At 73.8% G+C, this 24,823-nt stretch carries 22 protein-coding genes; 17 read left to right on the top strand and 5 right to left on the bottom strand.

Translation table 11 applies throughout. From position 1 onward, the window contains the following. The first annotated feature begins 14 nt into the window (after positions 1–14). Entirely contained in the window at positions 15–812 is a 798-nt protein-coding gene (locus tag ACLWS4_RS01050) for an SGNH/GDSL hydrolase family protein (RefSeq protein WP_074004280.1), read from the top strand. Between the two features lie 187 nt (positions 813–999). Here the strand turns inward: ACLWS4_RS01050 and ACLWS4_RS01045 are convergent, their stop codons facing one another. Then, positions 1,000–1,965, bottom strand: a complete 966-nt coding sequence (locus ACLWS4_RS01045) for a nitroreductase/quinone reductase family protein (protein ID WP_416873061.1) — start codon at positions 1,963–1,965, stop codon at positions 1,000–1,002. A gap of 399 nt (positions 1,966–2,364) precedes the next feature. Here ACLWS4_RS01045 and ACLWS4_RS01040 point away from each other — a divergent pair, with 399 nt between their 5' ends. After that, positions 2,365–2,757 carry a hypothetical protein gene (locus tag ACLWS4_RS01040; RefSeq protein WP_416873060.1) on the top strand — a complete coding sequence of 131 codons (393 nt, stop codon included), beginning with the start codon at positions 2,365–2,367 and terminating at the stop codon, positions 2,755–2,757. Positions 2,758–2,865: 108 nt separating this feature from the next. Here ACLWS4_RS01040 and ACLWS4_RS01035 read toward each other — a convergent pair whose 3' ends face one another. Beyond that, a complete protein-coding gene (locus ACLWS4_RS01035) occupies positions 2,866–4,053 on the bottom strand; it encodes a polysaccharide deacetylase family protein (protein WP_416873059.1) in 1,188 nt (395 codons plus the stop codon). A 211-nt stretch (positions 4,054–4,264) separates the two neighbouring features. After that, positions 4,265–6,091: an AMP-dependent synthetase/ligase gene (locus tag ACLWS4_RS01030; RefSeq protein ID WP_416873058.1), complete on the bottom strand. Its 1,827-nt coding sequence runs from the start codon at positions 6,089–6,091 to the stop codon at positions 4,265–4,267. A 540-nt stretch (positions 6,092–6,631) separates the two neighbouring features. On the opposite strand from ACLWS4_RS01030, the gene ACLWS4_RS01025 reads away from it, so the two are divergent. The 6 genes from ACLWS4_RS01025 (at position 6,632) to ACLWS4_RS01000 (ending at position 13,350) form a co-directional block, all read left to right on the top strand. Next, positions 6,632–9,646 (top strand): nitrate- and nitrite sensing domain-containing protein, encoded by a 3,015-nt coding sequence (locus tag ACLWS4_RS01025; protein WP_416873057.1) that lies wholly within the window; start codon positions 6,632–6,634, stop codon positions 9,644–9,646. After that, positions 9,643–10,062, top strand: a complete 420-nt coding sequence (locus ACLWS4_RS01020; RefSeq protein WP_049652175.1) for a roadblock/LC7 domain-containing protein — start codon at positions 9,643–9,645, stop codon at positions 10,060–10,062. The genes ACLWS4_RS01025 and ACLWS4_RS01020 overlap by 4 nt, the downstream gene beginning before the upstream one ends. Positions 10,063–10,277: 215 nt before the next feature. Continuing rightward, the gene (locus ACLWS4_RS01015) at positions 10,278–10,682 is read left to right on the top strand and encodes a DUF742 domain-containing protein (RefSeq protein WP_416873289.1); all 405 of its coding nucleotides are present in this window, start codon (positions 10,278–10,280) and stop codon (positions 10,680–10,682) included. Next, positions 10,663–11,337: a GTP-binding protein gene (locus tag ACLWS4_RS01010; RefSeq protein WP_079272453.1), complete on the top strand. Its 675-nt coding sequence runs from the start codon at positions 10,663–10,665 to the stop codon at positions 11,335–11,337. Before ACLWS4_RS01015 ends, ACLWS4_RS01010 begins: the two co-directional genes overlap by 20 nt. Before the next feature lie 414 nt (positions 11,338–11,751). Beyond that, positions 11,752–11,910, top strand: coding sequence for a hypothetical protein (locus ACLWS4_RS01005; RefSeq protein ID WP_375873423.1), 159 nt, complete (start codon positions 11,752–11,754; stop codon positions 11,908–11,910). An 801-nt stretch (positions 11,911–12,711) separates the two neighbouring features. After that, positions 12,712–13,350 carry a winged helix-turn-helix domain-containing protein gene (locus ACLWS4_RS01000; RefSeq protein ID WP_416873288.1) on the top strand — a complete coding sequence of 213 codons (639 nt, stop codon included), beginning with the start codon at positions 12,712–12,714 and terminating at the stop codon, positions 13,348–13,350. Between the two features lie 174 nt (positions 13,351–13,524). Here ACLWS4_RS01000 and ACLWS4_RS00995 read toward each other — a convergent pair whose 3' ends face one another. Further along, positions 13,525–14,307 (bottom strand): IclR family transcriptional regulator, encoded by a 783-nt coding sequence (locus ACLWS4_RS00995; protein ID WP_387966720.1) that lies wholly within the window; start codon positions 14,305–14,307, stop codon positions 13,525–13,527. 431 nt (positions 14,308–14,738) lie between these two features. Here ACLWS4_RS00995 and ACLWS4_RS00990 point away from each other — a divergent pair, with 431 nt between their 5' ends. The 6 genes from ACLWS4_RS00990 to ACLWS4_RS00965 all read left to right on the top strand — a co-directional run bounded on the left by ACLWS4_RS00990 (position 14,739) and on the right by ACLWS4_RS00965 (position 20,668). Continuing rightward, a complete protein-coding gene (locus ACLWS4_RS00990) occupies positions 14,739–15,848 on the top strand; it encodes an ABC transporter substrate-binding protein (protein ID WP_416873056.1) in 1,110 nt (369 codons plus the stop codon). Positions 15,849–15,907: 59 nt separating this feature from the next. Further along, positions 15,908–16,948, top strand: a complete 1,041-nt coding sequence (locus tag ACLWS4_RS00985; RefSeq protein ID WP_416873055.1) for an NrtA/SsuA/CpmA family ABC transporter substrate-binding protein — start codon at positions 15,908–15,910, stop codon at positions 16,946–16,948. Continuing rightward, positions 16,945–17,811 carry an ABC transporter permease gene (locus ACLWS4_RS00980; protein WP_049652179.1) on the top strand — a complete coding sequence of 289 codons (867 nt, stop codon included), beginning with the start codon at positions 16,945–16,947 and terminating at the stop codon, positions 17,809–17,811. The genes ACLWS4_RS00985 and ACLWS4_RS00980 overlap by 4 nt, the downstream gene beginning before the upstream one ends. Then, complete coding sequence (locus ACLWS4_RS00975; RefSeq protein WP_375873428.1) at positions 17,808–18,584, top strand: ABC transporter ATP-binding protein; 777 nt, start codon at positions 17,808–17,810, stop codon at positions 18,582–18,584. Before ACLWS4_RS00980 ends, ACLWS4_RS00975 begins: the two co-directional genes overlap by 4 nt. Before the next feature lie 86 nt (positions 18,585–18,670). Further along, complete coding sequence (locus ACLWS4_RS00970; protein WP_388047846.1) at positions 18,671–19,576, top strand: ABC transporter substrate-binding protein; 906 nt, start codon at positions 18,671–18,673, stop codon at positions 19,574–19,576. Between the two features lie 3 nt (positions 19,577–19,579). Next, positions 19,580–20,668 (top strand): LLM class flavin-dependent oxidoreductase, encoded by a 1,089-nt coding sequence (locus ACLWS4_RS00965; protein WP_416873054.1) that lies wholly within the window; start codon positions 19,580–19,582, stop codon positions 20,666–20,668. A gap of 131 nt (positions 20,669–20,799) precedes the next feature. Here ACLWS4_RS00965 and ACLWS4_RS00960 read toward each other — a convergent pair whose 3' ends face one another. Then, complete coding sequence (locus ACLWS4_RS00960; protein WP_117492663.1) at positions 20,800–21,792, bottom strand: aldo/keto reductase; 993 nt, start codon at positions 21,790–21,792, stop codon at positions 20,800–20,802. Between the two features lie 432 nt (positions 21,793–22,224). Here ACLWS4_RS00960 and ACLWS4_RS00955 point away from each other — a divergent pair, with 432 nt between their 5' ends. From ACLWS4_RS00955 to ACLWS4_RS00945, 3 genes are all read left to right on the top strand, one after another. Beyond that, positions 22,225–23,244, top strand: coding sequence for an LLM class flavin-dependent oxidoreductase (locus tag ACLWS4_RS00955; protein WP_074004290.1), 1,020 nt, complete (start codon positions 22,225–22,227; stop codon positions 23,242–23,244). 269 nt (positions 23,245–23,513) lie between these two features. After that, positions 23,514–24,080, top strand: coding sequence for a TetR/AcrR family transcriptional regulator (locus ACLWS4_RS00950; RefSeq protein ID WP_117492659.1), 567 nt, complete (start codon positions 23,514–23,516; stop codon positions 24,078–24,080). Between the two features lie 149 nt (positions 24,081–24,229). Beyond that, positions 24,230–24,823 carry a DUF4865 family protein gene (locus tag ACLWS4_RS00945; protein WP_416873053.1) on the top strand — a complete coding sequence of 198 codons (594 nt, stop codon included), beginning with the start codon at positions 24,230–24,232 and terminating at the stop codon, positions 24,821–24,823.

Genomic DNA, 24,823 nt, shown 5'->3' with positions numbered 1-24,823 from the left:
CCACTGGAGATGCGATGATCCGCCCTGCCCGTGCCCTGTCCATCGCCGCCGTAGCGGCAGGCCTCACCATGACGACGCTCTTCGCCGCGTCGTCCGCGAACGCCGCCGGTGTCAACTACGTGGCCCTCGGGGACTCGTACTCCTCCGGCGTCGGTGCCGGCAGCTACCTGAGCGACAGCGGCAGCTGCAAGCGCAGCACCAACGCGTACGCGTACCTCTGGAAGAACGCGCACGCGCCGTCCTCCTTCAAGTTCGTGGCCTGTTCGGGCGCCAAGACCGGTGACATCCTCAACAGCCAGATCTCCGCCCTGGACGCCAGCACCACGCTGGTCAGCATCTCGGTCGGCGGCAACGACGCCGGTTTCGCCGACACCATGCAGACCTGTGTCCTCGGTTCGGAGTCCGACTGCGTCAACGCCGTCAACACCGCCAAGAACTACGCCACCACCACCCTGCCCGGCCAGCTGGACAAGGTGTACTCGGCGATCAAGTCGAAGTCCCCCAACGCCCACGTCGTGGTGATGGGCTACCCGCACATCTACAAGATCGGCGGCAGCTGCATCTTCGGCATCGGCGACACGGCTCGCGCCGCCATCAACAGTGCCGCCGACACCCTGGACGGCGTCCTCGCCAAGCGGGCCGCCAACGCCGGCTTCGCCTTCGGCGACGTCCGCAACGTCTTCACCGAGCACGAGATCTGCGGCTCGCTGACCACCTGGCTGAACAGCGCCACCCTGCCGGTCGACGAGAGCTACCACCCGAAGGCGGCCGGCCAGTCCGGCGGCTACCTGCCGGTGTTCTCGGCCTCCTGAGGACGGTAGGCCGTAAGGGCCGTAGGAGCCGGATCGGCCCGCAGTGGTCGTCGTGGCGGACCGCCGTAGCGAACCGCTTTGGCGGACCGTCGTCACGGACGGGCTCCGACGGCACTGTCCCGTCCTGGGGCATGCCGGTGCCGCCGTCCCCTCCCATGCTTCGGGAGGGGGCGGCGGCACCGCCGTTTCAGCGGCCGTTCGGCGCCGATCCGTTCGGCGCGGATCCGTTCGGCGCGGGCCTGCCCGGGGCCGGTCCGGTCGGCGGGAAGGGGATGCCGGCGAGGACCGGCAGGAGTTCCGCCTCCTCGAAGTCGAGGTGCGCCTCGAGTTCGGCGGACATCCGGTCCAGCTCCGAACGGAGCCGCTCCGGTTCGGTGACCGTGATCCCGGCCAGCAGGGCCACCAACTCCTCCTTGATCCGCCCGATGGCCCGGTGCTGCTCGTCGAGCCGCGCCAGGACGTCGGCCAGCTCCGGGTGGCTGCGCGCGAGGGCGGGGAACACGGCGGTGTCCTCGCCGGTGTGGTGGTGCGTCAGCCCGTCGCAGAAGGCCAGGCAGTGCTGGCGCAGCTGCAGCCCGAGCGGGGCCGGTCGGCCCGGGAGGTGGGCGTGCGCTGCCTCCCGTACGTGGCGCAGCTGTGCGCGCAGCCAGGTGTGCGCCTCCAGCAGCTTGTCGGCGAGGCTGCGCACCACCGGGGCGGGGCTGACGGAGGGCGGCTCGGGTCGTTCCAGGGCGATGACCGGCAACTCCCGGTCGGTGTGCGCCTGGTAGTCGCCGTAGCCCGGAGCCTTCCGGACGACGGCGGCGAACAGCCGTTCCCGGCGGTCGCCTTCGGTGGGCACGGCGACGGTGTCGAAGGCCTCGACGCCGAATCCTGCACTGTCGAAGGCTTCGGTGCCGATCTCGACCCGGACCACTGGGTGGGCGAGGAGGTTGCGGTACCACTGGGGGTGTTCCGGCGCCCCGGCGGCCGAGGCGACGACCAGGAGCAACCCCTCCGCCCGGACGTACCCGAGCGGCACGGTGTGCGGCCGCCCGGAGCTTGCCCCGGTGGTGGTCAGCAACAGCAGGTCGCCGCCCTCGAACGGGCCGCCGACCTGCCCGCCGTTGGCGCGGAACTCCTCGATGACGTTTTGGTTGAAGGACATGGGCATGCGTGTGTGGTGGATCTCCAGAGAGGAAAGGGGAAGTCGCGGTCACCTGCTGTGCCGAGTGCCGAGTGCCCAGTGCCGAGGGCCGGGCGCCGAGTTCCGGAGCCGGTGATAACGGCTGGTCGCGCGTCCGGCGACGTCCGCGGACATCCGTCGGCGTCCGTAGACGTCCGTCACGGGGCACGGTTCGCGCACGCGGGCAGCGCGGTGACCGCCCGGCGTCAGATCAGGGAAGCGGAGAGAGTGCTCATCGCGCATCGTCCCTTCGGAAAGGTGCTCGCTCGGCTGTCGGCCGGCCCACTACTCTGTGGCCGACGCCGCGCTGCACGCCCCCATTAGAGCCAGGCCGCGGACACGCTGTCAACGAGGACGATCGCCGCCTGAGAGGAACCGGAAGCTGCCATGGAACGTGTGGTGGACCTCGACGACGCCGCCGCGCGGATCGCCGCCCGGGCCCCGGGGTGGCGTGCGGCCCGGCTGACGGTGGGTCCGCTCACCTGGCGCGATTGGCTCGCCCCGTGGCCGCAGCCGCTGGAGACGGACCGTGCCCGGGTCGTCGATCCGGACTCGGTCGGCCTGCGGCTGGCCGACCCGCTGACCGGTGCGGAACTGGAGGCGGTGCTCTTCCGCGGGGGCTGGGCGGACGTGTCCTACCTGGCCGCCGGCTGGGAGGAGAAGCTGGTCACGGCGGGGGAGCACGAGTCGGGCGGTGCGATCCCGGCCCAGGACATCACCTCCGCGGCCGACTTCGAAGCGCGCCTGACCGGATGGACGGGAGACGTCTTCGGCGGCTGAGCGCCGGAGCGGCTGAGCGCCGGAGCGCGGGAGCACCCGAGCGAACGGCGACGCGCCGCCGCCCCCCTCGGAGGCGGCGGCGCGTCCGTCAGGCCCGGACGGTGCCCGTCAGCGGAGGTAGTCGACCAGGCCGGCCGGCTTGAGCCCGGCGGCGTCGGCGGCGGCGAGGGCGCGCTGGAGGTCGGAGGCGAGGGTGTCGGTCCAGTGCATCAGGACGACGTCGCCCGGCTGCAGCAGGCCCGGGTGCCAGATGTTGGCGGCGCCCCAGCTGAAGTCCGCGTCGGCGGTGAGCACGGTGCGGATGCCGCAGTTGGCGGCGGCCTGCAGGGTGTCGGCGTTCCAGGTGAAGTACGGCGGGCGGAAGAACGTCGGCGTGGTGCCGAAGACGCGGGTCATGGAGTCACGGGCGTCGCAGATCTCGACCTGCTGCCGTTCCAGCGGGAGCGTGCTGAGGTCGGTGTGGGAGACGCTGTGGTCCTGGACCGAGGAGCCGGGTACGGCGGTGACCCGCCGGAAGAAGTCCGGGTCGGTGGCGGCCGGCATCGGCAGCGGGAAGGCGGTGATCGGCAGCCGGTGGTCGGCGATGAACCGTTCCGCCTCGGGGGTGCGCTGCCAGCCGTCGTCCACGGTGAAGAAGACGACCTTGTCGTTGGTGGGGACGGAGCCGGCGGCGACGGCCGGGGCGGGTGCGGGGCCGTCCACCCGGACGTCGTCCACGGAGAACGGGCCCTGCTGGTACCAGCCGTGGACGTACAGCCGGATGCTGCGCGCGTTCGGGCCGGTGGTGAACCGGGTGCTCAGCCGCTGCCAGCCGCCGCCGGTGGTCTCCGTCCAGGCGGGTGCGACGTCCTTGCCGGTGCCGGTGGCGCCCAGGTAGACGAAGTTGCCGCGCACCCATGCGGAGGCCGTGTAGGTGGTGTTGGGCTGGACCGCGACGGTCTGGGCGCACTCCCCGGTGGAGTCGGCGTTCGCGGGGGTGACGGTCAGCGCGGAGGCGCCGGTGTGCGGGGCGTTGGCGGTGACGGCCGCTTCGGCCGGTCCGCCGGTGCAGCTCCAGCCGGGGACGCTGCCCCAGTCGGCGAGGTCGGGGGAGGGCAGTTCGAAGCCGGGGTTGGTGGCGAGGTTGACGGTCGGGGCGGCCTGGGCGCTCGGACCGCCGGCCGGGGCGGCGTCGGCCGAGGCCGCCGGTGCGGCGAGACCGGTGAGCAGGGCGACCGAGGCGGCCAGCGCGGACAGGCGCGTGGACAGGCGCGTGGACAGGCGTGTGGACGGGCGCGCGGACAGGCGTGTGGACATCGACACGTGAGGACTCCAGCAGGTGGGGGTACGCCCGTGGGGAGGGCGTGAGCGGAATCGGACCGTGGAACTCTGGATCGTCGCAACAATGGACTAGACCAATAGGGTCGTCAAGGGAACGGCGGATGAACCAGTTCGCCGCTGCGCGGTCATCGGGCCTGTGGCACAAGGGACAAGACGGTACGTCAAGGACCTGACGGACAGCCCCGGTTCAGGGCAGGTACAACTCCTCGATGTCCGTCGCGTAGTGCTCGGCGATCGCCGCCCGCCGCAGCTTGAGCGAGGGCGTCAGCAGCCCCTGCTCCTGGCTGAACTCCCGTGGCAGCAGCCGGAACGCGCGGATCGACTCGGCCCGCGAGACGGCCGTGTTCGCGGCCGCCACCGCACGCTGGACCTCCACGTGCAGCTCCTCGTCCGCGAGCACCGTCCACGGGTCCGCCTGCTCCCGCCCGTGGGTCTTCAGCCAGTGCGCCAGGGCGGCCGGGTCGAGCGTGATCAGTGCGGCCACGTACGGGCGGTCGTCGCCCACCACCAGGCACTGGGAGACCAGCGGGTGCGCCTCGACCCGTTCCTCCAGGGCCGCCGGGGCCAGGTTCTTGCCGCTGCTGGTGACGATCAGGTCCTTCTTGCGGCCGGTGATGCTGAGGTAGCCGTCCTCGTCCAGCCGGCCCAGGTCGCCGGTCGCGAACCACCCGTCGACCAGGGACTCGGCGGTGCACCGCGGATGGTTGAGGTAGCCGCCGAAGACCGAGCCGCCGCGCACCCACACCTCGCCGTCGTCGGCGATCGCCACCGAGGCGCCCGGCACCGGCTGTCCGACCGTGCCGAGCTTCTGCCGGCCGGCCGGGTTGGCGGTGATCGCGGCGGTGGTCTCGGTCAGCCCGTAGCCCTCGTACAGCTGGAGGCCGGCGCCGGTGAAGAACAGGCCCAGCTCGCGCCGGAGCGTGGAGCCGCCGCACATCACGCTGCGCACCCGGCCGCCGAGCACCGCCCGCAGCCTCGGGTAGACGGTCCGCTCGTACGCGAGGTGGCGCAGCCGCAGGGCCGCGCCCGGTCCGGGGCCGCGGCCGAAGGCCTTCTGCTCCCGGGCGGCGGCCCAGTCGACGGCCACCTGCCGGGCCTGCTCGAAGAGTTCGCCGCGCCCGGCGTCCTCGGCGGCCCGCCGGGCCTGCTGGAAGATCTTCTCGAAGACGTACGGGACGGCGTGCAGGAAGGTCGGGCGGAAGGCCTCCAGCGCGGGCAGCAGCGCGTCGGTGGAGACCTCGGGGATGTGCCCGATCCGGAAGCCGCCGCGGATCGCCGCGATCTGCACGGCCCGCCCGTAGACGTGCGCGAGCGGCAGGAACAGCAGGGTGGCGGGGCGGCCGCCGCCGGTGTCGCGCAGGACGTCCCCCCAGCCGGCGAGCAGGGCGTCCGCCTCGGCGGCCAGGTTGGCGTGGGTGATCAGGCAGCCCTTGGGGCGGCCGGTGGTGCCCGAGGTGTAGACGACGGTGGCGATGTTCCCGGCGGCGACGCCGAGGCGCTGGCGGTGCACCAGGGAGTCGGGCACGCCGAGGCCGTCCTCGGTGATCGCGGCGACGCAGTCGCGGTCCAGCTGCCAGATGCCGGTGAGGTCGGGCAGCGCGTCGCAGACCGCGCCGACGGTCATCGCGGCGTCCTCGTCCTCGACCAGACAGGCCACCGCCTGGGTCTCGGCGAGGATCCAGCGCACCTGCTCGGGGGAGGCGGTGGGGTAGACCGGCACGGTGATCGCGCCGATCGACCAGAGTGCGTAGTCGAACAGCGTCCACTCGTAGCGGGTGCGGGACATCAGGGCGACCCGGTCGCCGTAGCGCACGCCGTGGGTGAGCAGACCCTTGGCCAGGGCGAGCACCTGGTCCCGGAACTCCCGGGCGGTGACGTCCTGCCACTGTCCGTCCTCGGTCCGCCGGGACAGCTGGACCAGGTCGGGGGTGCGCCCGGCGGTGTCGTAGAGGGAGTCGGCGAGTCCTCCGGAGGCCTCGGGCACGGCCGGGGCGGGGGTGGTGAACTCGCGCACAGTCCTCCCCAGTTCGGTGCCGGTAGTACGGGGTGGGCCGAAACTATCGGATCACCCTGTCACTGCCCAGGGTTGTGGCGGTGACACGACGAGATCGGCACCGGCCTCCTCCGGTGGTGTCGTCCCCGGGGAGGTGCGGAGGAGAAACCGCCGAGGGTGCGGGGGCCTCGTGTCAATCCCGCATTTCCGGGCACGGGCGGACAATCCGGACGCGAAGCGGGGGAGGGGGAGGCCGGTTTCTGACGTGTGCGGGACGAGACCGGTCGGTGGACTGGTTCGCCCCTCGAACGAGTGGTGAGGGCGTAGTAGAGTCTCGCAGACCTGTGGCCGGAAACCCCTCCTCCGACCTTGCCCTCGGCACCCTCCATGCCGTCCCGCGCCACCCCCCGTACCAGCCCCGTACCAGCACCGACCCGGCTCCGCCTCGGCCCCGATCCGGCCCTGAACCGGCGCCTCGACACCATCCCTCCACCGCTCCCGCCGTTCCTACCGTTCCCACCGCTCCCCGTCCGCGCCTGGCACTTCCCGACCGAGGACTCCATGCGTCTGCGCAGCAGCTCGATCCGCGCGAAGATCATCGCGCTGCTCCTGGTGCCCATCGTCGCGCTCGCCGCGCTGTGGGCCTACGCGACGATCGCCACCACCGGGGACGTCTGGAACCAGCTCGGGATCAGCCGTACGTACAAGGAGTTCGCGGGCCCGGTCGACCAGTACACCGGGGACCTGCAGAACGAGCGCCGCGCCGCCGTCCAGCGCCTGGCCGACCCGCGCTCGCCGGCCGCCAGGGACGGCTACGAGCGGGCCAAGGCCGCCACCGACCGCAGCCTGGACGTGCTGCGGCAGAAGAAGGACACCTCCGCGGGCAAGCTCTCCGCCCCGCAGCGCGGCCGCTTCGTGCAGATCGTCGCCGCCGCCGACCAGCTCGGACCGCTCCGCGCCCAGGTCGGCCGCTCCGCGCTGAACTGGGAGTTCGCGCTGGGCCAGTACAGCGACCTGGTCAAGCCGGTGTTCGGCTTCCGGTCCGCCTACGTCGCCCGGCAGAGCGGCCAACTCCCGCGTCAGGGCACCATCCTGATCGAGCTGGTGCGCGCCCGCGAGTACCTGTCGCAGGAGGACGCGGCGATGGAGGGCCTGCGCACCGGCGTCGCCAAGCCCACCGCCGAGCAGTACCAGGTCGCGCTGGACGCCCTGCACAACCAGCAGGCGCTGTTCACCGTCTACGTCGCCGAACTCGACCCCGCCGACCAGTCCGACTACGTCGCGCTGCGCGGTGGCGAGGCCTGGGGCGCGCTGGCCCGCGCCGAGGCGGACTTCGTCGGCGCCGGCGGCCCCGAGCGGGTGGTCCAGGCGCTCAACAGCGACTCCTGGCGGGTGACCGCCGACCGGGCGCTCGGCGACCTCGCCTCGATCAACAGCCGGATCTCCGCCGGGCTGGACGAGCGCGCGCGGTCCGCCTCGATGGGACTGCTGTGGCGCGGCGGCATCGCCGGTGCCATCGGCCTGGTCGCCGTAGTGCTGTCGATCATGATCTCGTTCCGGATCGGCCGCGGCCTCGCCCGCCAGCTGATCGGCCTGCGCAACGCGGCCCACGAGCTGGCCGGCACCCGGCTGCCGTCCGTCATGCTGCGGCTGCGCCGCGGCGAGCCGGTGGACGTGGCCACCGAGGCCCCCGAGCTGCACTTCGGGGACGCCGAGATCGGCCAGGTCGGCCAAGCCTTCAACGCGGTGCAACGCGCCGCCGTCGAGGCCGCCGTCGAACAGGCCGAACTGCGGCGCGGGGTCTCGGCGGTGTTCGTCAACCTGGCCCGGCGCAGCCAGGTGCTGCTGCACCGCCAGCTCACCCTGCTCGACACCATGGAGCGCCGCACCGAGGACCCGGCGGAGCTGGAGGACCTCTTCAAGGTCGACCACCTCACCACCCGCATGCGACGGCACGCCGAGGGCCTGATCATCCTGGCCGGCGGCTCGCCCGGGCGCGCCTGGCGCAAGCCGGTCCGGATGGTGGACGTGGTCCGGGCGGCGGTCGGCGAGGTCGAGGACTACGCCCGGGTGATCGTCCGGCCGTTCCCCGGCACCGGCCTGCTCGGCAGCGCCGTCGCGGACGTCACCCACCTGGTCGCCGAACTCGTCGAGAACGCCGCCGTGTTCTCCCCGCCGAGCACCCAGGTCACCGTCCAGGGCGAGGTGGTGGCGCACGGCTTCGCGCTGGAGATCGACGACCGCGGCCTCGGGCTGAGCGAGCAGCTGCTCGCCGAGATCAACGAACGCCTCGCCGTGGAGCAGGAGTTCGACCTCGCCGACACCGACCGGCTGGGCCTGTTCGTGGTCAGCCGGCTGGCCCGCCGGCACGGCATCCGGGTGCACCTGCGGCCGTCCCCGTACGGCGGGACGACGGCGGTGGTGCTGATCCCGCGCGAGCTGCTCGCGGAGGCGCCGGACGGGCGGCCGGAGCCGGGCACGGCCGGGCAACGGCCCGCGGCGGGCGGCCGGCGCGGGCAGCGGGACCTGGTGGCGGTGCCCGGGTCGGGTGGTGCTTCCCCGTCGGCGGCTCCGTCGGCACGCCCGTCGGCTCCCTCGTCGGCGTCCGCGGTCGGTGCCGTCGGTTCCGCCGGTGCCGGTGGTGACGCGGACGGCAGGCACCGCGGGGCGACGGGAGGGCCGCGCCCCTCCGCGCCGGACGCGGGCCGGACGGCGGGCGGACTGCCGCGCCGGGTCTCGCGCGGCAAGGGCGGGCCGGTGCTGGTCCCCGCGCCCGCGGTGGACACCGAGGACGCGCCGGGGCCGGGGCGGCACCGGCGGGAGGACGTCGTGGTGGCCGCGGCCGAGGCGGCCGTCGCGGCTGCCGGGGGCGTCGGAGCTGCCGGGGCCAGTGGAGTCGGCGGCTCCGTCGGGCGGACCGACCCGGCCGCGGTTCCGCCCGCAGATGCCGCTCCCCGGACGGCGGGCGGCCTGCCCCGGCGGGTCCGGCAGGCGAACCTGGCGCCGCAGCTCAGGGAGCAGCTCACGGAACAGCTGAAGGAACGGTTCCGCAACGGAGCCGGTACCGGAGCCGACGGCGAGGCCGGAGGCGCGTCGGCCGTAGGTGCCCAGGACGGCGGGGAGGCCCGGGAGGTCCGGGAACGCTCGCCCGAGGAGGCCAGGGCCACCTTCGCCTCCTTCCAGCGCGGCTTCACCCGGGGGCGAGGGGCCACGGCCCCGGCGGACCGTACGGTCGGCTCCCCGGGCCGCCCCGGTGCGCCGACGGACCGGACCGGCGCTCCGTTGACGGATCGTCCCGGCACACCCGACGATCGTGCCGTGCGGGGGACCGGACGGCCCACCGCCGTACCGGCCTGGCAGCCGCCCGACCGGTCCCGGCGGGCGATCGCCCCGGCGCCCGCCCCGGCGGCGCTGCCCGCGCCGCGGGACACCGGCCGGGCGCCGCTCGTCCGGCGGGTACCGCCCGGGCAGCCGGTCCGCCGGACCCCGGACACCGCCGTACCCGCACCACCCGCTTCATCCGCACCACCTGCTCCACACGCACCACCCGCTCCAGCGGAAGGAACTGATTCATGACCACGTCGATGCAGTCGTCAGGGGACCTCAACTGGCTCCTGGACGACCTGGTGGGGCGCGTCGCGGCCCTGCGGCACGCGGTGATCCTCTCCAACGACGGCCTGGCCACCGGCGCCTCCCGCGACCTCGACCGCGAGGACGCCGAGCACCTGGCCGCCGTCGCCGCCGGGTTCCACAGCCTGGCGAAGGGCGCCGGCGGGCACTTCAAGGTCGGCGGCGTCCGGCAGACCATGGTGGAGCTGGACGAGGCCTTCCTGTTCATCACGGCCGCCGGCGACGGCAGCTGCCTGGCCGTGCTGAGCGAGGCCGAGGCGGACATCGGCCAGATCGCGTACGAGATGGCGCTGCTGGTCAAGCGGGTCGGCGAGCACATGGCCGCCGAGCCGCGCACCGAAACCGCCCCGCCGGTGAGATGAGCGGTCCGATGGCGGATCCGAAGGCGGATGAGCCGGACGGCCCGGAGACGCCGGACGGCCCCCAGGTGCCGGTGGGTACGGCCGGGCCGTCCGGCGCCGGCGGTTCCTCCGGCGTCGGCGGTCCGTCCGGCAGTGGCGGTTCGAACGCCGCCGACCGCACGGACGGCCCGGACGGCCAGGACGGCGAGGTCGACCCGGACGGGCCCGACGTCGACCTGTTCCGGCCGCGCACCCCGGTCGACGACCGCTGGTTCGACGACGAGGCCGGCCCGGTGGTGCGGCTCTACTCGATGACCCGCGGCCGCACCCGGCCGGTCGAGGAGGGGCTGTTCGACCTGATCTCGCTGGTCACCGCCGTCGAGCCCGGGCCGGTCGCGGGGGCCGTGCCCGCGCACGTCCTCGACCCGGAGCACCAGACGCTGCTCACCCTGTGCCGCCGCGAGCCGCTCTCCGTCGCCGAGCTCGGCTCCTACACCGACCTGCCGGTCAGCGTGGTGCGGGTGCTGCTCGGCGACCTCTACGACGCCGAGCTGATCAGCGTCACCCGACCCGTTCCGCTCGCCGAGCTGCCGGACGAGCGCCTGCTGCGAGACGTGATCAATGGACTCCGTGCGCTCTGACCCCCGCCCCCGCCCGGAGGGCACCGTGCCCGATCCGGACGGCACCGCGTCCCACCCGGCGAACGCCAACGACCCGCGCTGGCGCGGCGGTCCGGCCGTCGCGGTGAAGATCCTGGTCGCGGGCGGCTTCGGCGCGGGCAAGACCACGCTGGTCGGATCGGTCAGCGAGATCCGGCCGTTGCGGACCGAGGAGGAGCTCAGCGAGCTGGGCCGCCCGGTCGACGACACCTCGGGGGTGGAGGCGAAGCGCACCACCACCGTCGCGATGGACTTCGGCCGGATCGATCTGCGGCCGGGCCTCGCGCTCTACCTGTTCGGCACGCCCGGGCAGGACCGGTTCTGGTTCGTCTGGGACGAGTTGGCCCGCGGCGCGCTCGGCGCCCTGGTGCTCGCGGACACCCGGCGGCTGGCCGACTGCTTCCCGTCGGTGGACTTCTTCGAGCAGCGCGGCATCCCGTTCCTGGTCGCGGTGAACTGCTTCGAGGGCACCGAGCGGTTCTCTCCGGACGAGGTCCGCGAGGCACTCGACCTCGACCCGGACATCCCGGTGGTGCTCTGCGACGCGCGGCTGCGGCAGGACGGCAAGGACCTGCTCGTCGCGCTGGTCGAGCACGCCGCCGCCGGCCGGCACCGCCGCGCCCCGGTCGGCGCCTGAGGGCGGCTCGGCCCCGGCCGGACCCGGCTCGGTCCGGTCGGAGCAGGTCCAGCTCCGGCCGGGGGCGGCCCGTGCTCCGGCTCGACAACGGGTGAAGGACGGCTGGGCGACCGCCGTTCGACGGGCGTGCGAAGAGTCGGCAGGTCAGCGCGCCGACCTGCCCCTTCCGCCCGCTGTCTCATTTCACCGTCCGCATCGTGGACAATCACTGCGCCGAAGGTTGCCTAGACCGGCCCGGCCGTGGAAGGCTCTGTGGACGAAGGCCGCCCGGCCATGCCGTCGGGGGCGCCGGAAACGCCCCGTTCGTACGGGCGTTGCAACCGGCGGACGGCCTTCGACGAACCGGCGAGGCATTGTCGGCGGGCACCGTCAACGGTGCGCCGCCGTGTGGAGAACGAGGGGGAGGGCAGCAGGATGACCGTCGGCCGACGACGCATCACCACCGCCGTGCCCGGCTCCCCGCTGCCCGGTGCCCCCATGCCCGGCGTCGCCGTGACCGGTGCCGCCGATCCGGCGCTCACCGTCCGCCGCTACATCGACCACGCGCTGATCTGCAGCGCGTGTTGTCGCTGACCGGCCTGACCTTCCCGACCTTCCCGGTACGTCCCCGGCGCTGACGGCCCACCCGGCCCTCTCGGTCCACCGTCCGACGCACCGCCGAAACCCGTCGGCCAGGCCGTAGCGGACCGCCCGTCCGGCGTGCCCGCGGCCGACCAACCGGACCCGCCCAGCGGAGAGACCACCAGTGAACATCGTCTGCCCCAGCACCACCCCCGGCATCGTCGGCCGTACCCGAACGGCCGGGTCGGCCCCCGCGATGCGCGCGGGTGGACGGACCGGACGGTGGAACCGGTGCGGGAGCCGCGCCGTGGACAGCCGGCGGGGTCGCCTCGACCTCGAGCCGTTCTGGCCGTCCCGGCAGCCGCACCTGTTCGATCAGACGTGTCCCGGCTCGCCCAGCGCGTCCCGGCCCTCCGCCCGCTGATCCGGTTCGTTCCGGTCCAGCCCAGGCAGTACGCCCGGTCGACGCGCAGACGACTCCACCCCGTCCGTCACGCGCGAAATGAGCGGCACACCATGTCTTCTTCCTCCACGGCCACCCTGCCCCTGCCCACCGCGACCCCGCACCTGCGCGCGGTCCGCTCCGTCCCGCCGGTCTCCTCCGTCCCCGCCACCGCGCCGGTCGGTCCCGGCGCGTCCGGGGCCGCGGGACCGTCCGTCCCCCCGGCGTCGCTGTCCGACCGATGGCCCGGGGTGGCGGCCCGTCCGCCCTATGCCGGACCGACCCACGCCGGAACGGCCCACGTCGGCCCGGCCCATGTCGGACCGACCCGTCCGGCGACCGTCCCGGCACCCGCCGCCGCGCAGCCGGGAGTGACCGTCCCGCAGGTGCCCCAGGCGCTGCTCGCCGCGCTGCCGGAGGGGGCGGCCGTCGTCGCCACCCTGCCGCAGGGCGCGCTGCCGCAGGGTCTGCTCGCCCAGTACGGAATCCAGTTCGGCGGCGTGAACGGCGGCGCGATGGTCGGGTACCTGGTGCTGGTGCCGACCGAGGGCCCGGCGGCGCAGGTCGTCGGCCTGCCGGGGGCTCCGGCCGGTGTCGGGGCCGCCGCCCAGCCCGGGGCCCACACGCTCCCCGGGGCCCACCCGGCCCACGGGGCACAGCCGACGACCGGCGGGCCCGCCGGCCAGACCGTGGCGGGGGTCCGTCCGGTCCGCCCGGCCGGGCGCGGCATCGCCGTCGACACCGAGCGGCGCAACGCCTACGTCGACGGGCGGCTGCTCGACCTCACCTACCTGGAGTTCGAGCTGCTGGCCCACCTCACCGAGCACCCGCAGCGGGTGCACACCCGGGACCACCTGGTCTCCGCGGTCTGGGGCTACGGCCACGTCGGGGACGGGTGGACGGTCGACGTGCACGTCGCCCGGCTGCGCCGCAAGCTCGGACCGGCCTACCGGGACACCATCGTGACGGTCCGCCGGGTCGGCTACAAGTACACCCCGGCCGCGATCTGACGGCTGGTCCGGCAGCCGATCTGGCGCCCGGTCTGGTGGCAGGTCGCCAACGGCCTGTTGCCACCGGCCGGTTGACCGCCGGCCGGTCGAAGCAGCGGACCGCTCGTCCTGGACACGGACGGGCGGCCCGCTGCTTCGTCGCGTCCCTGTGGAGTGGAAGGCGCGCCGGGAGCGTCAGCCGCGCTGGTCCGGCGGGAGCAGGAGGACGGCGAGGGCGTCGGCGCAGCCGCGGGCGTGGCCGAGGAACCAGTCCAGCCGGTCGTCGGTGAGGTGCGCGGGCGTCGAACGGACCGCCAGCGCGAACCGCGCCTGCCCGGCACCGTCCAGGACGGGCACGGCCACCGTCCGCACCCCGGCGGTCGACTCGCCGTCGTTGAGCGCGTACCCGGCCGTTCGGACCTTCGCCAACTCCTCCTCCAGGACCGCCGGTTCGGTGATCGTGCGGTCGGTGAAGGAGGCCAGCGGGCCGAGTGTCGAGGGCGTCGTCTCGCCCGGGCGGGGCCAGGCCAGCAGGACCTTGCCGAGCGCCGTGGAGTGCAGCGGGCGGCGCAGGCCCAGTCCGGTATCCGGGCGGACCGATCCGCCGACCAGGATCACCGCGTGCGCGCCACTGCGGATCGCCAGGTCGGCGGTGGCCTTGGTGCGCCGGGACAGCAGCTCCAGCTCGGGCCCGGCGAGGTGCAACCCGCGCTGGTGGAAGGTGAGCTGGCCGAGTTCGGCGACGGCCGGACCGAGCCGGTAACGGGCGGTCTGCTCGTCCTGCTCCAGGAACCCGGCGCTGACCAGCGTGCGGGCCAGCCGGTGCGCGGTGGAGACCGACAGGCCCATCCGGCGGGCCAGGTCCGAGGCGCTCAGGTCGGGGCCGTTGTCATGGAAGCAGTGCAGCAGTCCGAGCGCGCGCTGGACGGCCTGCGCACCGGCCGGCGGACTCTGGACGGCGGTGGCGGCCCCGGGCATGGCACCTCGCGTTTCGGTTCGGAACTCCGGCCCGGCGGCCGGAGGCGGTCTCAGCGTAGGGCAGCCGGTGCTGCGGGAATGTGTCGACGACGTTGCAATGGAATGGCGTTGATGAACAACTGGTCCCACCATGTGGCAAAGACTTGCCTCGGGCTCGTCCGCCGTGGAACGCTCCTGGCATCGCGCCGGACGGCCACTCGGTCCAGGCGGCGCCTGCCCCGACTCTGCGGAAGGAGAAGCACCGTGACGTCCCACCGGTGTCTCCCCTCCCGTGCGTGTTGTCGCTGACCGACGCCTCCCGCGCCACCTGCCTTCCTCCCTGCATCGTGGCGTACAACTTCCTTGCGCACCAGGCTTCCTGTGCCTTCGTGCGGTAATCGATCCCGAGCTCCTCCGGCTGTCGTCGGAGCCCCCGTAGAGGACCAACTCCGTTGTCCAGTCGCATCCAGAACACCTCCCCGCTTCCCGACACCCTCTGGTTCACCCGCTGCCCGGTGCCCACCGCGACCGGGATCGCCGCCGACCAGGGGTGGCTCGCCCGGGAGTTCGCCCCCGACGGCATCGCCGTCCGCTCCTTGCAGGACGCTCCGCCGGAGGTGGCGGCGGACCACCACTACACCCACGCGCTGACCGGACTGTTCCGGGAGGGCGGCAACGTCCCCGCACTGTGGGCCCGTTCGCGCGGCGAGGCGACCAGGCTGATCGGCCTCACCTGGATCGAGGAGCGCCAGGTGGTGCTGGTGCGGGCCGGCAGCGGCGTGACCGAACCGGCGCAGCTGCGCGGACTGCGGCTGGCGGTGCCGCATCATGACATCGGCATCGACTTCTGGCGGGCGATGGCGCTGGCCGGCCTCCGCGGCGCCCTCGGGCTCGCGGGCCTCACCCTGGCGGACGCCGAACTGGTGGACGTCCCCGGCGTCCCGGGCGGCGGGCAGTGGTCCGCGGAGCTGGCCGCCCTGCGGGACGGGGTGGTGGACGCGGTGTACGTGAAGGGGGCGCTCGCCGTCGAGGCGGCCCGCCGGATCGGTGCGGAGGTGGCCGTGGAGCTGGACGCGGCGCCGGACCGCCGGGTCCGGGTCAACAACGGCACCCCGCGGCCGATCACGGTCCACCAGCGGCTGCTGGACGAGCAGCCCGAGCTGGTCGCCCGGTTCCTCGCGGTGCTGCTGGAGGCCGCCGACTGGGCGGCGGAGCACCCGGAGGAGGTGGTCCGGATCCTGCGGGCCGAGACCGGTGCCGGGGCCGAGGGCGTCGCCGGGGCCTATGCGCCGGGCAGTCACCGCACCCTGCACCTGGACCTGTCGGCGGAGCGGCTGGAGCTGCTGGCGCTACAGGAACGGTTCCTCGGGGAGCAGGGCTTCCTCACCGCGCCGGTGGACGTCCGGGCGTGGGCCGACCCGGAGCCGCTCCGTGCGGCCCGCGAGCTGCTGCGTGTGCGGCGTGCGGGTGAGGGTGCGGGTGTCGCTGCCGGCACCGACACGAGCGGCGCCGCAGGTTCGGGTGCGGGCGCCGACAGCGCTCGGATCACAGACTTCAGGTAACAGCGTTCAGCTAACAGATTTCAAAAGTTGTCAGCTGTCGGCTGTCATCTGTCACTCACATGGAGACCCCCGTGAAGACCCCCCGCCTCGCCCTCGCCGCCACCGCGCTGCTCGCCTCCACCGCCCTGGCCGCCTGCGGCTCGTCCGCCGACGGGGCCAAGGCCTCCGCCGCCGGCGGGGCCGGTGGCAAGGCCGACGTGGTGCTCCGCCTGCCCGACCCCGGCAACAACGGCTTCCTCGCCCGCGGCAAGAAGGACGGTTCGCTGGACCGGGCCCTGGCGGCCGTCCACGCCAAGGTCGCCTGGACCGGCAGCGCCGGCCCCTTCGCCCCCGCCGCCCAGGCCCTCTCCGCCGACCAACTGGACGTCGCCCAGGGCTCGATCACCTCGGCCGTCGCCGCGCTCGCCCAGAAGCCCGGCTTCAAGCTGTTCGCCCAGACCGCGCCCGACGGCGTCGGCGAGGGGATCCTGGTGAAGAACGACTCGCCCGTCAAGTCCGTCCAGGACCTGGTCGGCCGGAAGGTCGCCGTCTCCCAGGGCGGCACCAGCGAGTACCTGCTGCTCAAGGCGCTGGCGAAGAACGGCGTCCCGGCCGACAAGGTGGAGCGGGTCTACCTGCGCGCCGACCAGACCTCCGGGGTCTTCAACTCCGGCCAGGTGGACGCCTGGGCGACCTGGAACACCTTCTCGACGCCCGCCATCGCCAACGCCGGCGCGCACTTCCTGGTCAACGGCCAGGAGGTCGGCTCCGACAACTACGCCGTCTGGGCGGTGCGCAACGGCTTCGCCGACAAGCACCCCGAGGTGGTCAAGGAGTTCTACACCTACCTGCGCGAGAACGGCGAGAAGGAGAAGGCCGACCCGGCCGGCTACCTCAACGTGTTCACCGACGCCGGCCCGACCGCCGTCACCCCCGCCGAGAAGGACGTCGCGGTGAACGTCAGCAGGCAGGGGACCCCGGCCGACGCCATCTCCGACGCCGACACCGCCCGGTTCGGGACGGTCGCCCAGTTCTTCGCCGACCAGAAGGTCACCAAGCAGCTGGTGGACGTCAAGCCCTACCTGATCGACGTCAACAGGCTCGGGGACGGTGCCAAGTGACCACCACGACAGAGAAGTTCACCCCCGAGGACACCCGGGCCGCCCTCGACGCCGGCCTGGTCGCCCCGCAGAGCCGGCGGAACCGGCCCCGCCCCCGCGCGCTGGCCGTGACCCTGCGCACCGTCGGTCCGCTCGCCCTGCTCGGTGGCTGGGCGCTCGCGTCCGCCACCGGCGCGCTGACCCAGGACGTGCTCGCCTCGCCCGCCCAGGTCGCCCAGGCCGTGGGGGAGTTGTGGGGCAACGGTCAGCTGACCGACGCCCTGTCCGTCTCCCTCACCCGGGCCGGGCTCGGCCTGTTCTTCGGCGCGACCACCGGCCTGGTGCTCGGCGTGGTCACCGGATTCACCCGGCTCGGCGAGGAGTTGCTCGACTCCGCGATCCAGATCCTGCGGACCGTCCCGTTCCTGGCCCTCGTCCCGCTGTTCATGGTGTGGTTCGGCATCACGGAGACCGCGAAGGTGGCCCTGATCGGGGTCGCCACCAGCTTCCCGATGTACGTGTCCGCCTCGGGCGGGGTCCGCAGCACCGACCGCAAACTGGTCGAGGCGATGCGCAGCTTCGGCCTCGGCCGCTGGGCGATCGTGCGCACCGTCGTGCTGCCCGGTGCGCTGCCCTCGCTGCTGTCCGGACTGCGCCTGTCGATGACGCTCAGCGTGATCGCCCTGATCGCCGCCGAGGAGATCAACTCTACCGAGGGCATCGGGTACTTGATGGCCCAGGCGCAGAACTACTCGCGCACCGACGTCCTCGCCGTCTGCATCCTGATCTACGGGCTGCTCGGCCTCGCCGCCGACGGCATCGTCCGAGTCCTGGAGCGCGTGCTGATGCCGTGGCGCCAGGCCGTCCAGGGAGCGGCCCGATGACCGCCGACACGACCACCGCCGCCGCCCTCGCCCCCTCCTCGCCCCGTTCGCCCGCTCCTCCCTCGGCGACCGAGCGGACGGCCCCGGCCGTCCACCTGCGCGGCCTGCGCCGGGTGTTCGGCACCCGGGCGGTCCTCGACGGGGTCGACCTCTCCATCGCCCGCGGCGAGTTCGTCGCCCTGCTCGGCGCCAGCGGAACCGGCAAGACCACGCTGCTGCGCATCCTCGGGGCGCTCGACCAGGCCGACGAGGGCACCGTGCTCGTCCCGCCGGTCCGTACCGTGGTGTTCCAGGAGCCCCGGCTGGTGCCGTCCAAGCGGGTGCTGGCCAACGTCACGGTCGGCCTCCCGCGCGGCGCCGCGACCCGGGAGACCGGGCTGAAGGCACTCGCCGAGGTCGGCCTGGAGCGGCACGCCGAGGCCTGGCCGGCCACCCTCTCCGGCGGTGAGGCGCAGCGCGTCGCGCTCGCCCGGGCACTCGTCCGCGAGCCGCAACTCCTGCTGCTGGACGAACCGTTCGCCGCCCTGGACGCGCTCACCCGACTACGGATGCAGGACCTCGTCGGCGACCTGGTGCGCCGCCACCGCCCGGCGGTCCTGCTGGTCACCCACGACGTGGACGAGGCCGTACGGCTCGCCGACCGGGTCGTGGTCCTGCGCGACGGCCTGCTCGCCCGGGACGAGGCCGTCACCGTCGAGAGCCCGCGCGATCCGGCCGACCCCGCCTTCGCCGACCTGCGGCGCCGTCTGCTCGCCGACCTCGGCGTCCACTGACGTCCGCGACCCCCCGCTTTCCCCGACCTTCCCCCGATCCCGCCTGCCTTCCCACAAGCCAGGCCCGCACCACCGGAGTTGACCAGATGACCGTCACCCTCGGCGTCCACGCCAGCAACCCCTCGCTCTACTACCTCGCCCGACTCCCGTACCTGGACGAGGAGCTGGCCCCGCTCGGCGAGACCGGCGCCTTCCACCACTACGCGGACGGCACCCGCACCGGCGCCCTGCTCGCCGAGGGCGTCATCGACTTCGGCGGCACCGGCTCCACTCCGCCGATCACCGCCCAGGCGGCCGGCCACGACCTGGTCTACGCGGCGGTCTCGGCGCCCCGACCGGACCACGGCGCCCTGCTGGTGCTGGACTCCGGTCCGGTGCGGACGGTCGCGGACCTCAAGGGCGGCACCGTCGTCCTCTCCGTCGGTTCCTGGCAGACCCACCTGCTCGCCAAGGCCCTGCACGCCCAGGGGCTCTCGTACGGCGAGGACGTCACCCCGGCGCGCCCGGCGGCCGGTGAGGACCAGGCCCGGCGGCTGCGCGACGGCGAGATCGCCGGCTGGATCGCCCAGGGCGCCGAACTCGCCGCGGCCCGCCGCACCGGGGAGTTCCGTGAACTGGTCCGCACCGGTGACGTCATCACCGACCGCTCGGTGTTCTTCACCCGTCGGGACTTCGCGACCGGGCGCCCCGAGGTGGTCGCCGCGATCGCGACCGCGCTGCGCCGGGCGGACGCCTGGGTGGCCGCCAACCCGGCCGAGGCCGCAGCGATCGCCGCCGAGAACCTGGGCGGCACGGCCGCCGACTGGCAGGCCGCGCTGGTCGCACTGCCCTGGCGACTGGAGCCCGCCACGGCCGGGTTCGTCGCCGAGCAGCAGGAGGCCGCGGACATCTTCCACGGTGTGGGCTTCATCGACCGGGCGCTGACCGTCGCCGACGCCCACCTCCCCGGTCTGGAGGCCCCGGTGGCCGCCGCGCTCGCGAAGGCGGTCTGACCCATGGCCTCCGAAGTCCTCTGGTACATCATCCCGCGCGAGGGCCACTATCCCTGGGAGCCGGCCGGGCGCCGCCCGGTGGACCTCCGCTACCTCCAGCAACTGGCGGGCAGCGTCGAGCGGTTGGGCTACACCGGCGCCCTGCTCGCGACCGACCTGTACGACGTCTGGACGCTCGGCAGCGCGCTCGCCGCCGCCACCACCCCGGCCTTCAAGCCGCTGCTGGCCGTCCACCCGGGGCTGGTCTCGCCCACCCTGCTGGCCAAGATGGCGCTCAGCTTCGACCACCTGCACGGCGGCCGACTGCGCTTCAACGTGGTGAACGGCTCGACCGCGCAACTGCGCGAGTACGGCCTGGACGTCGAGCACGACGACCGCTACCGGCTCAGCGGCGAGTACTGGTCGATCGTCAAGCGCCTCACAGCGGGCGAAGTCTTCGACCACAAGGGCGAGTTCTACGAGCTGAAGAACGCGGGCGCGAGCCTGCGCGAGCTGGCCCCGGCGCAGCCCGGCGGCATTCCGCTCTGGTTCGGTGGCAGTTCGGCGGCCGGCATCGAGATGGCGGCCGAGCACGTGGACGTCTACCTGACCTGGGGCGAGCCGCCGCACCTGCTCAAGGAGAAGCTGGACCTGGTCCGCGAGCGCGCCGCCGCCCACGGCCGGACTCTGCGGATCGGACTGCGACTGCACCTGATCGTCCGCGACACCGAGGACGAGGCCTGGGCGGCCGCCGACCGGCTGCTGGACGTCACCAGCGAGGCCACCTACGCGCGCCAGCTGGGCGGGGCGAAGGGGGAGGACGGGGTCGGCTGGCAGCGGCAGTTCCGCCAGCACGGGGGCAAGGTGCCGGCCCGGGCCCGCGAGCTGGAGGCCTACCCCAACCTCTGGCCGGGGATGAGCCTGTTCCGCCCCGGCCCCGGCACCGCGGTGGTCGGCTCGACGGCCCAGGTGATCGAGCGCCTGCAGGAGTTCGAGGCGCTGGGTGTCGACACCTTCATCCTGTCGGGCAATCCGCTGCTGGAGGAGGCCCACCGGGTTGCAGAAACGGTTCTGCCGGCCCTGGGCATCAAGCGGCCGGCAGCGAATAGCTGACGGCTGACAAGTAACAGATATCAGCGAACAGATAACAGATGACAGCTGACAGATTTCGAAATCTGTCAGCTGTCATCCGTCGATCGTCAGCCGTCAGCCAACGCCTCCCGCTCCGCCGGAGGCGCCTCGGCTCAGCGGCTCAGCCGGTCGATCTCCGCCAGCTCCTCAGCCGTCAGCGGGCCGCCCGCCAGCGCGTCGAGGTTCTGGTCCAGCTGGGCCACGCTGCTCGCGCCGATGATCACCGAGACCACCCGCGGGTCCCGCAGCACCCAGCACAGCGCCAGCTGCGCCAGCGTCTGCCCGCGCCCCTCGGCGACCTTGGCCAGCGCCCGCAGCCGGTCCAGCTTCGGCCCGGTCAGCGCCTCCTCGGTGAGGAACTTCCCGACCGACATCCGCGAGCCCGCCGGCACCTCCCCGGTCAGGTAGCGGTCGGTCAGCAGCCCCTGGGCCAGCGGCGAGTACGCGATGAGGCTGGTCCGGGTGTCGCCCACCGCGTCCAGCACGCCGTGGTCCTCCACGTACCGGTTGAGGATCGAGTACGCCGACTGGTTCATCAGCACCGGCGTCCCCAGCTCGCGCAGGATCGCCACCGCCTCCCGGTGCTGCTCCGCCGGGTAGTTGGAGATCGCGGCGTACAGCGCCTTGCCCGAGCGCACCGCGCTGTCGAGCGCCCCCATCGTCTCCTCGATCGGGGTGTCCGGGTCGTACCGGTGCGAGTAGAAGACGTCGACGTAGTCCAGGCCCATCCGGTCCAGCGACTGGTCGAGGCTGGCCAGCAGGTACTTGCGGCTGCCGCCGTTGCCGTACGGGCCGGGCCACATGTCCCAGCCGGCCTTGGTGGCGATGAACAGCTCGTCCCGGTACGGCCGGAAGTCCTGGGCGAACAGGTAGCCGAAGTTGCGCTCGGCGCTGCCGTACGGCGGGCCGTAGTTGTTCGCCAGGTCGAAGTGGGTGACACCCCGGTCGAAGGCCCGGCGGAGCACCGCCCGCTGCACCTCCAGCGGCTGGGCGTCACCGAAGTTGTGCCAGAGCCCGAGCGATACGGCGGGCAGCTGGACGCCGCTGTGGCCGGCCTTCCGATAGGTCATCGAGTCATAGCGGTCATCCGCGGCGAGGTAGCTCATGCCGGACATCTTGCCAGTCGGCTGTGGCGGATCAAGCCCTTGCCCCGTCCCCGGCCGGTGCCTATGCTCGCGGAGGATCGTGCGCGTGCGAGGCGAGGGGGAGGCGAGATGGCAGTCCGGACCGTGACCGCCGCCGCAGCCCGCTGTTGTTGTCGCCGCCACCGCGGCACCGTCCGCTGACGCCACCCGCGTGCCCTGCCGCCCGAGCGGCGCGCCGCCCGTCCCGTCAGCCGCTCCGCCGGTGCCCGCCCGTGGGAGTGCGGCGCCGGACCACGTACCGGCTCCCCGTGCCCCGCGCGGCCCGTCGGCTCCCGGGGCTCCACCGGCCTCGTCACGCCCGGCCCGGTCTGCGCCGAACCCCTTCCCGAGGGCTCCTCCTCGAGCCCCTCCGACTCCTTCCCGAGCCCCTCCCGAGCGTCCAAGGAGACCGCCGTGCGGTTCACCGTCTCGTCCCTCGTCGCCAACGCCCCCGATCCGGTAACCGGTGTCCGGCGCACCCCGGAGCAGAAGCTCCACAACGTCATCGACCAGGCGGTCCTCGCCGAGCGGCTCGGCTACGACGGCTACGGGGTGGGGGAGCGGCACGGCGAGCCGTTCCTCTCCCCGGCCCCGCCCCTGCTGCTCAGCGCGATCGCTGCCCGCACCTCCACCATCCGGCTGTTCACCACGGTGACGGTGCTCAGCATCCTCGACCCGGTCCGGGTCGCCGAGGACTACGCGATGCTCGACCAACTCTCCGGTGGCCGACTTGAGTTGATCGTCGGCAAGGGCAACGACCCGCGCCACTTCGGGCTGTTCGGCCTTCCCGAGGAGCGCCAGTGGGAGGCGCTCGCCGAGAACTACGGTCTGCTGCGCAGGCTCTGGCGCGAGGAGAAGGTGACCTGGGAGGGCTCGACCCGCCCGCCGCTCCGGGACGCCACCGTCTGGCCGCGCCCGCTCCAGGACCCGATCCCGGTGTGGCACGGCAGCGCGACCAGCACGCGGTCCACCGACCTCGCGGCCCGCCACGGCGACCCGCTCTTCTCCGCCAACTCCTTCCACCCGCTGGAGAAGTACCGGGCGCTGGTCGACCACTACCGCGAGCGCTGGGAGTACTACGGGCACGACCCGGAGCGGGCCAGGGTGGGCGCGAGCTTCGGCGGACTGTACGTCGCCAAGCGCTCGCAGGACGCGGTCGAGGGCTTCCGCCCGTACTGGAACGCGCTGTTCGACTCGGCCGCCGGCCGGCACAACAACTCGCCGTTCACGTCGCTGGAGGACGCGCTGGAGCGCGGTTCGGCCCTGGTCGGCAGTCCGCAGCAGGTGATCGAGAAGATCCACCGCTACCACGAGGCCTTCGGCAACGAGGTGGTCGGCATCGGGGTGGACGCGCTCACCGAGGGGGCGCAGCGCGAGCAACTGGAGCTGTTCGCGAGCGAGGTGGCCCCGGAGGTCCGCCGCGCGCTGCCGTAGTCGCCCGCGTCCGGCGCCCGCCCGCGCAGTGCGCCGTGCACCCCCTACGCGGCGTGACGCCGGCCACCGTCCGTGACGTGACGCGCGCCACCAGGCGCGCCGGAATGCCGCTCGGCGGTGCGGGGGATGACGAACGGTCGAGGGGCCGTGGCCGCCGGGGGGCGGCGCACGGCCCTCAACCGTTTCGCGAGGAGGATCCGGGCGCCCCGGGGCGCCCGGGCGGAGTCAGCACTGGTCTTCTGTACCTACTGGTATGTACAGTGAGTCGCATGAGCACCCAGGACCGTCTCATCGAGAGCACCCAGGCCCTCCTCTGGGAGCGCGGCTACGTCGGCACCAGCCCCAAGGCCATCCAGCAGCGCTCCGGGGTCGGCCAGGGCAGCATGTACCACCACTTCACCGGCAAGCCCGACCTCGCGGCCGCCGCCCTGCGCCGCAGCGCCGAGCAGATGCGGGGCGTCGCCGAGGCCGACCTCGCCGCCCCCGGCACCGCCTACGACCGGATCGCCGCCTACCTGCACCGCGACCGCGACGTCCTGCGCGGCTGCCGGATCGGCCGGATGGCCCAGGACCCCGACGTCGTCGCCGACCCGCAGCTGCGCGCGCCCGTCGAGGAGACCTTCGACTGGCTGCGCGGCCGGATCGCCGAGCTGGTCGCCCAGGGCCAGGCGGACGGCGAGTTCGCCCCCGGCCTCGACCCGGCCGACACGGCCGCCGCCGTGGTCGCCGTCGTCCAGGGCGGCTACGTCCTGGCCCGCGCCGCCGACAGCGCCGAGCCGTTCGACCGGGCCGTCCGCGGCGCCCTCGGCCTGCTCGCGGCACACCGCACGGCCTGACCCGCACGGCCTGACCCGCACGGCCCCGGGCGCGCCGCCGCACCCGTACGGCCGAACCCTCGCGGCCGAACCCGTACGACCAGAGCCGACGCGCCTGCCGACACCAGGACGCCCGCCGTCAGACCGGCCAGAACCCGAGGAGCCCCGCCGTGCACGCCATGCAGTACGAGATCACCCTCCCCGCCGACTACGACATGGGCGTCATCCGCAAGCGCGTCGCCGACAAGGGCCACCTGCTCGACGCGCACCCGGGCCTCGGCCTCAAGGCCTACCTGGTCCGCGAGCGCGGTCGGCAGGGCTCGCCCGTCAACCAGTACGCGCCGTTCTACCTCTGGCGCACCGTCGAGGGCATGAACGGCTTCCTCTGGGGCCCGGGCTTCCGCGGCCTGAGCGCCGACTTCGGCCGCCCCGCCGTCCGGCACTGGCTCGGCGCGGGTCTGACCCGCGGCACGTCGTCAGTGGCGGGGGAGAGGACCGAGCAGCCCAGCACCGCCACCCGGGCGACCGTACGGCTGCCGGAAGGCGCCGACCCGGCCGAGGCCGTCGAGCGGGCGCTCGCGGACCTGCCCGCGCACCCGGACCTGCACACCGCCGCCGTGGCCGTCGACCCGAGCCGCTGGGAGCTGCTCCGCTTCGCCCTCTGGAACGGCCCGGCCCCCGAGGACGCGCCCGGCGTCCGGTACCAGGTGCTGCACCTGTCCCGCCCCGAACTGGACCGGCTGCCCGCCGGCCGCCACTGGTGA

This window comes from Kitasatospora sp. SC0581, from assembly GCF_048159585.1.
Taxonomy (GTDB): Bacteria; Actinomycetota; Actinomycetes; order Streptomycetales; family Streptomycetaceae; genus Kitasatospora.
The sequence above is the reverse complement of the archived record's forward strand: the minus strand, read 5'-3'. Positions and strand labels throughout refer to the sequence as shown.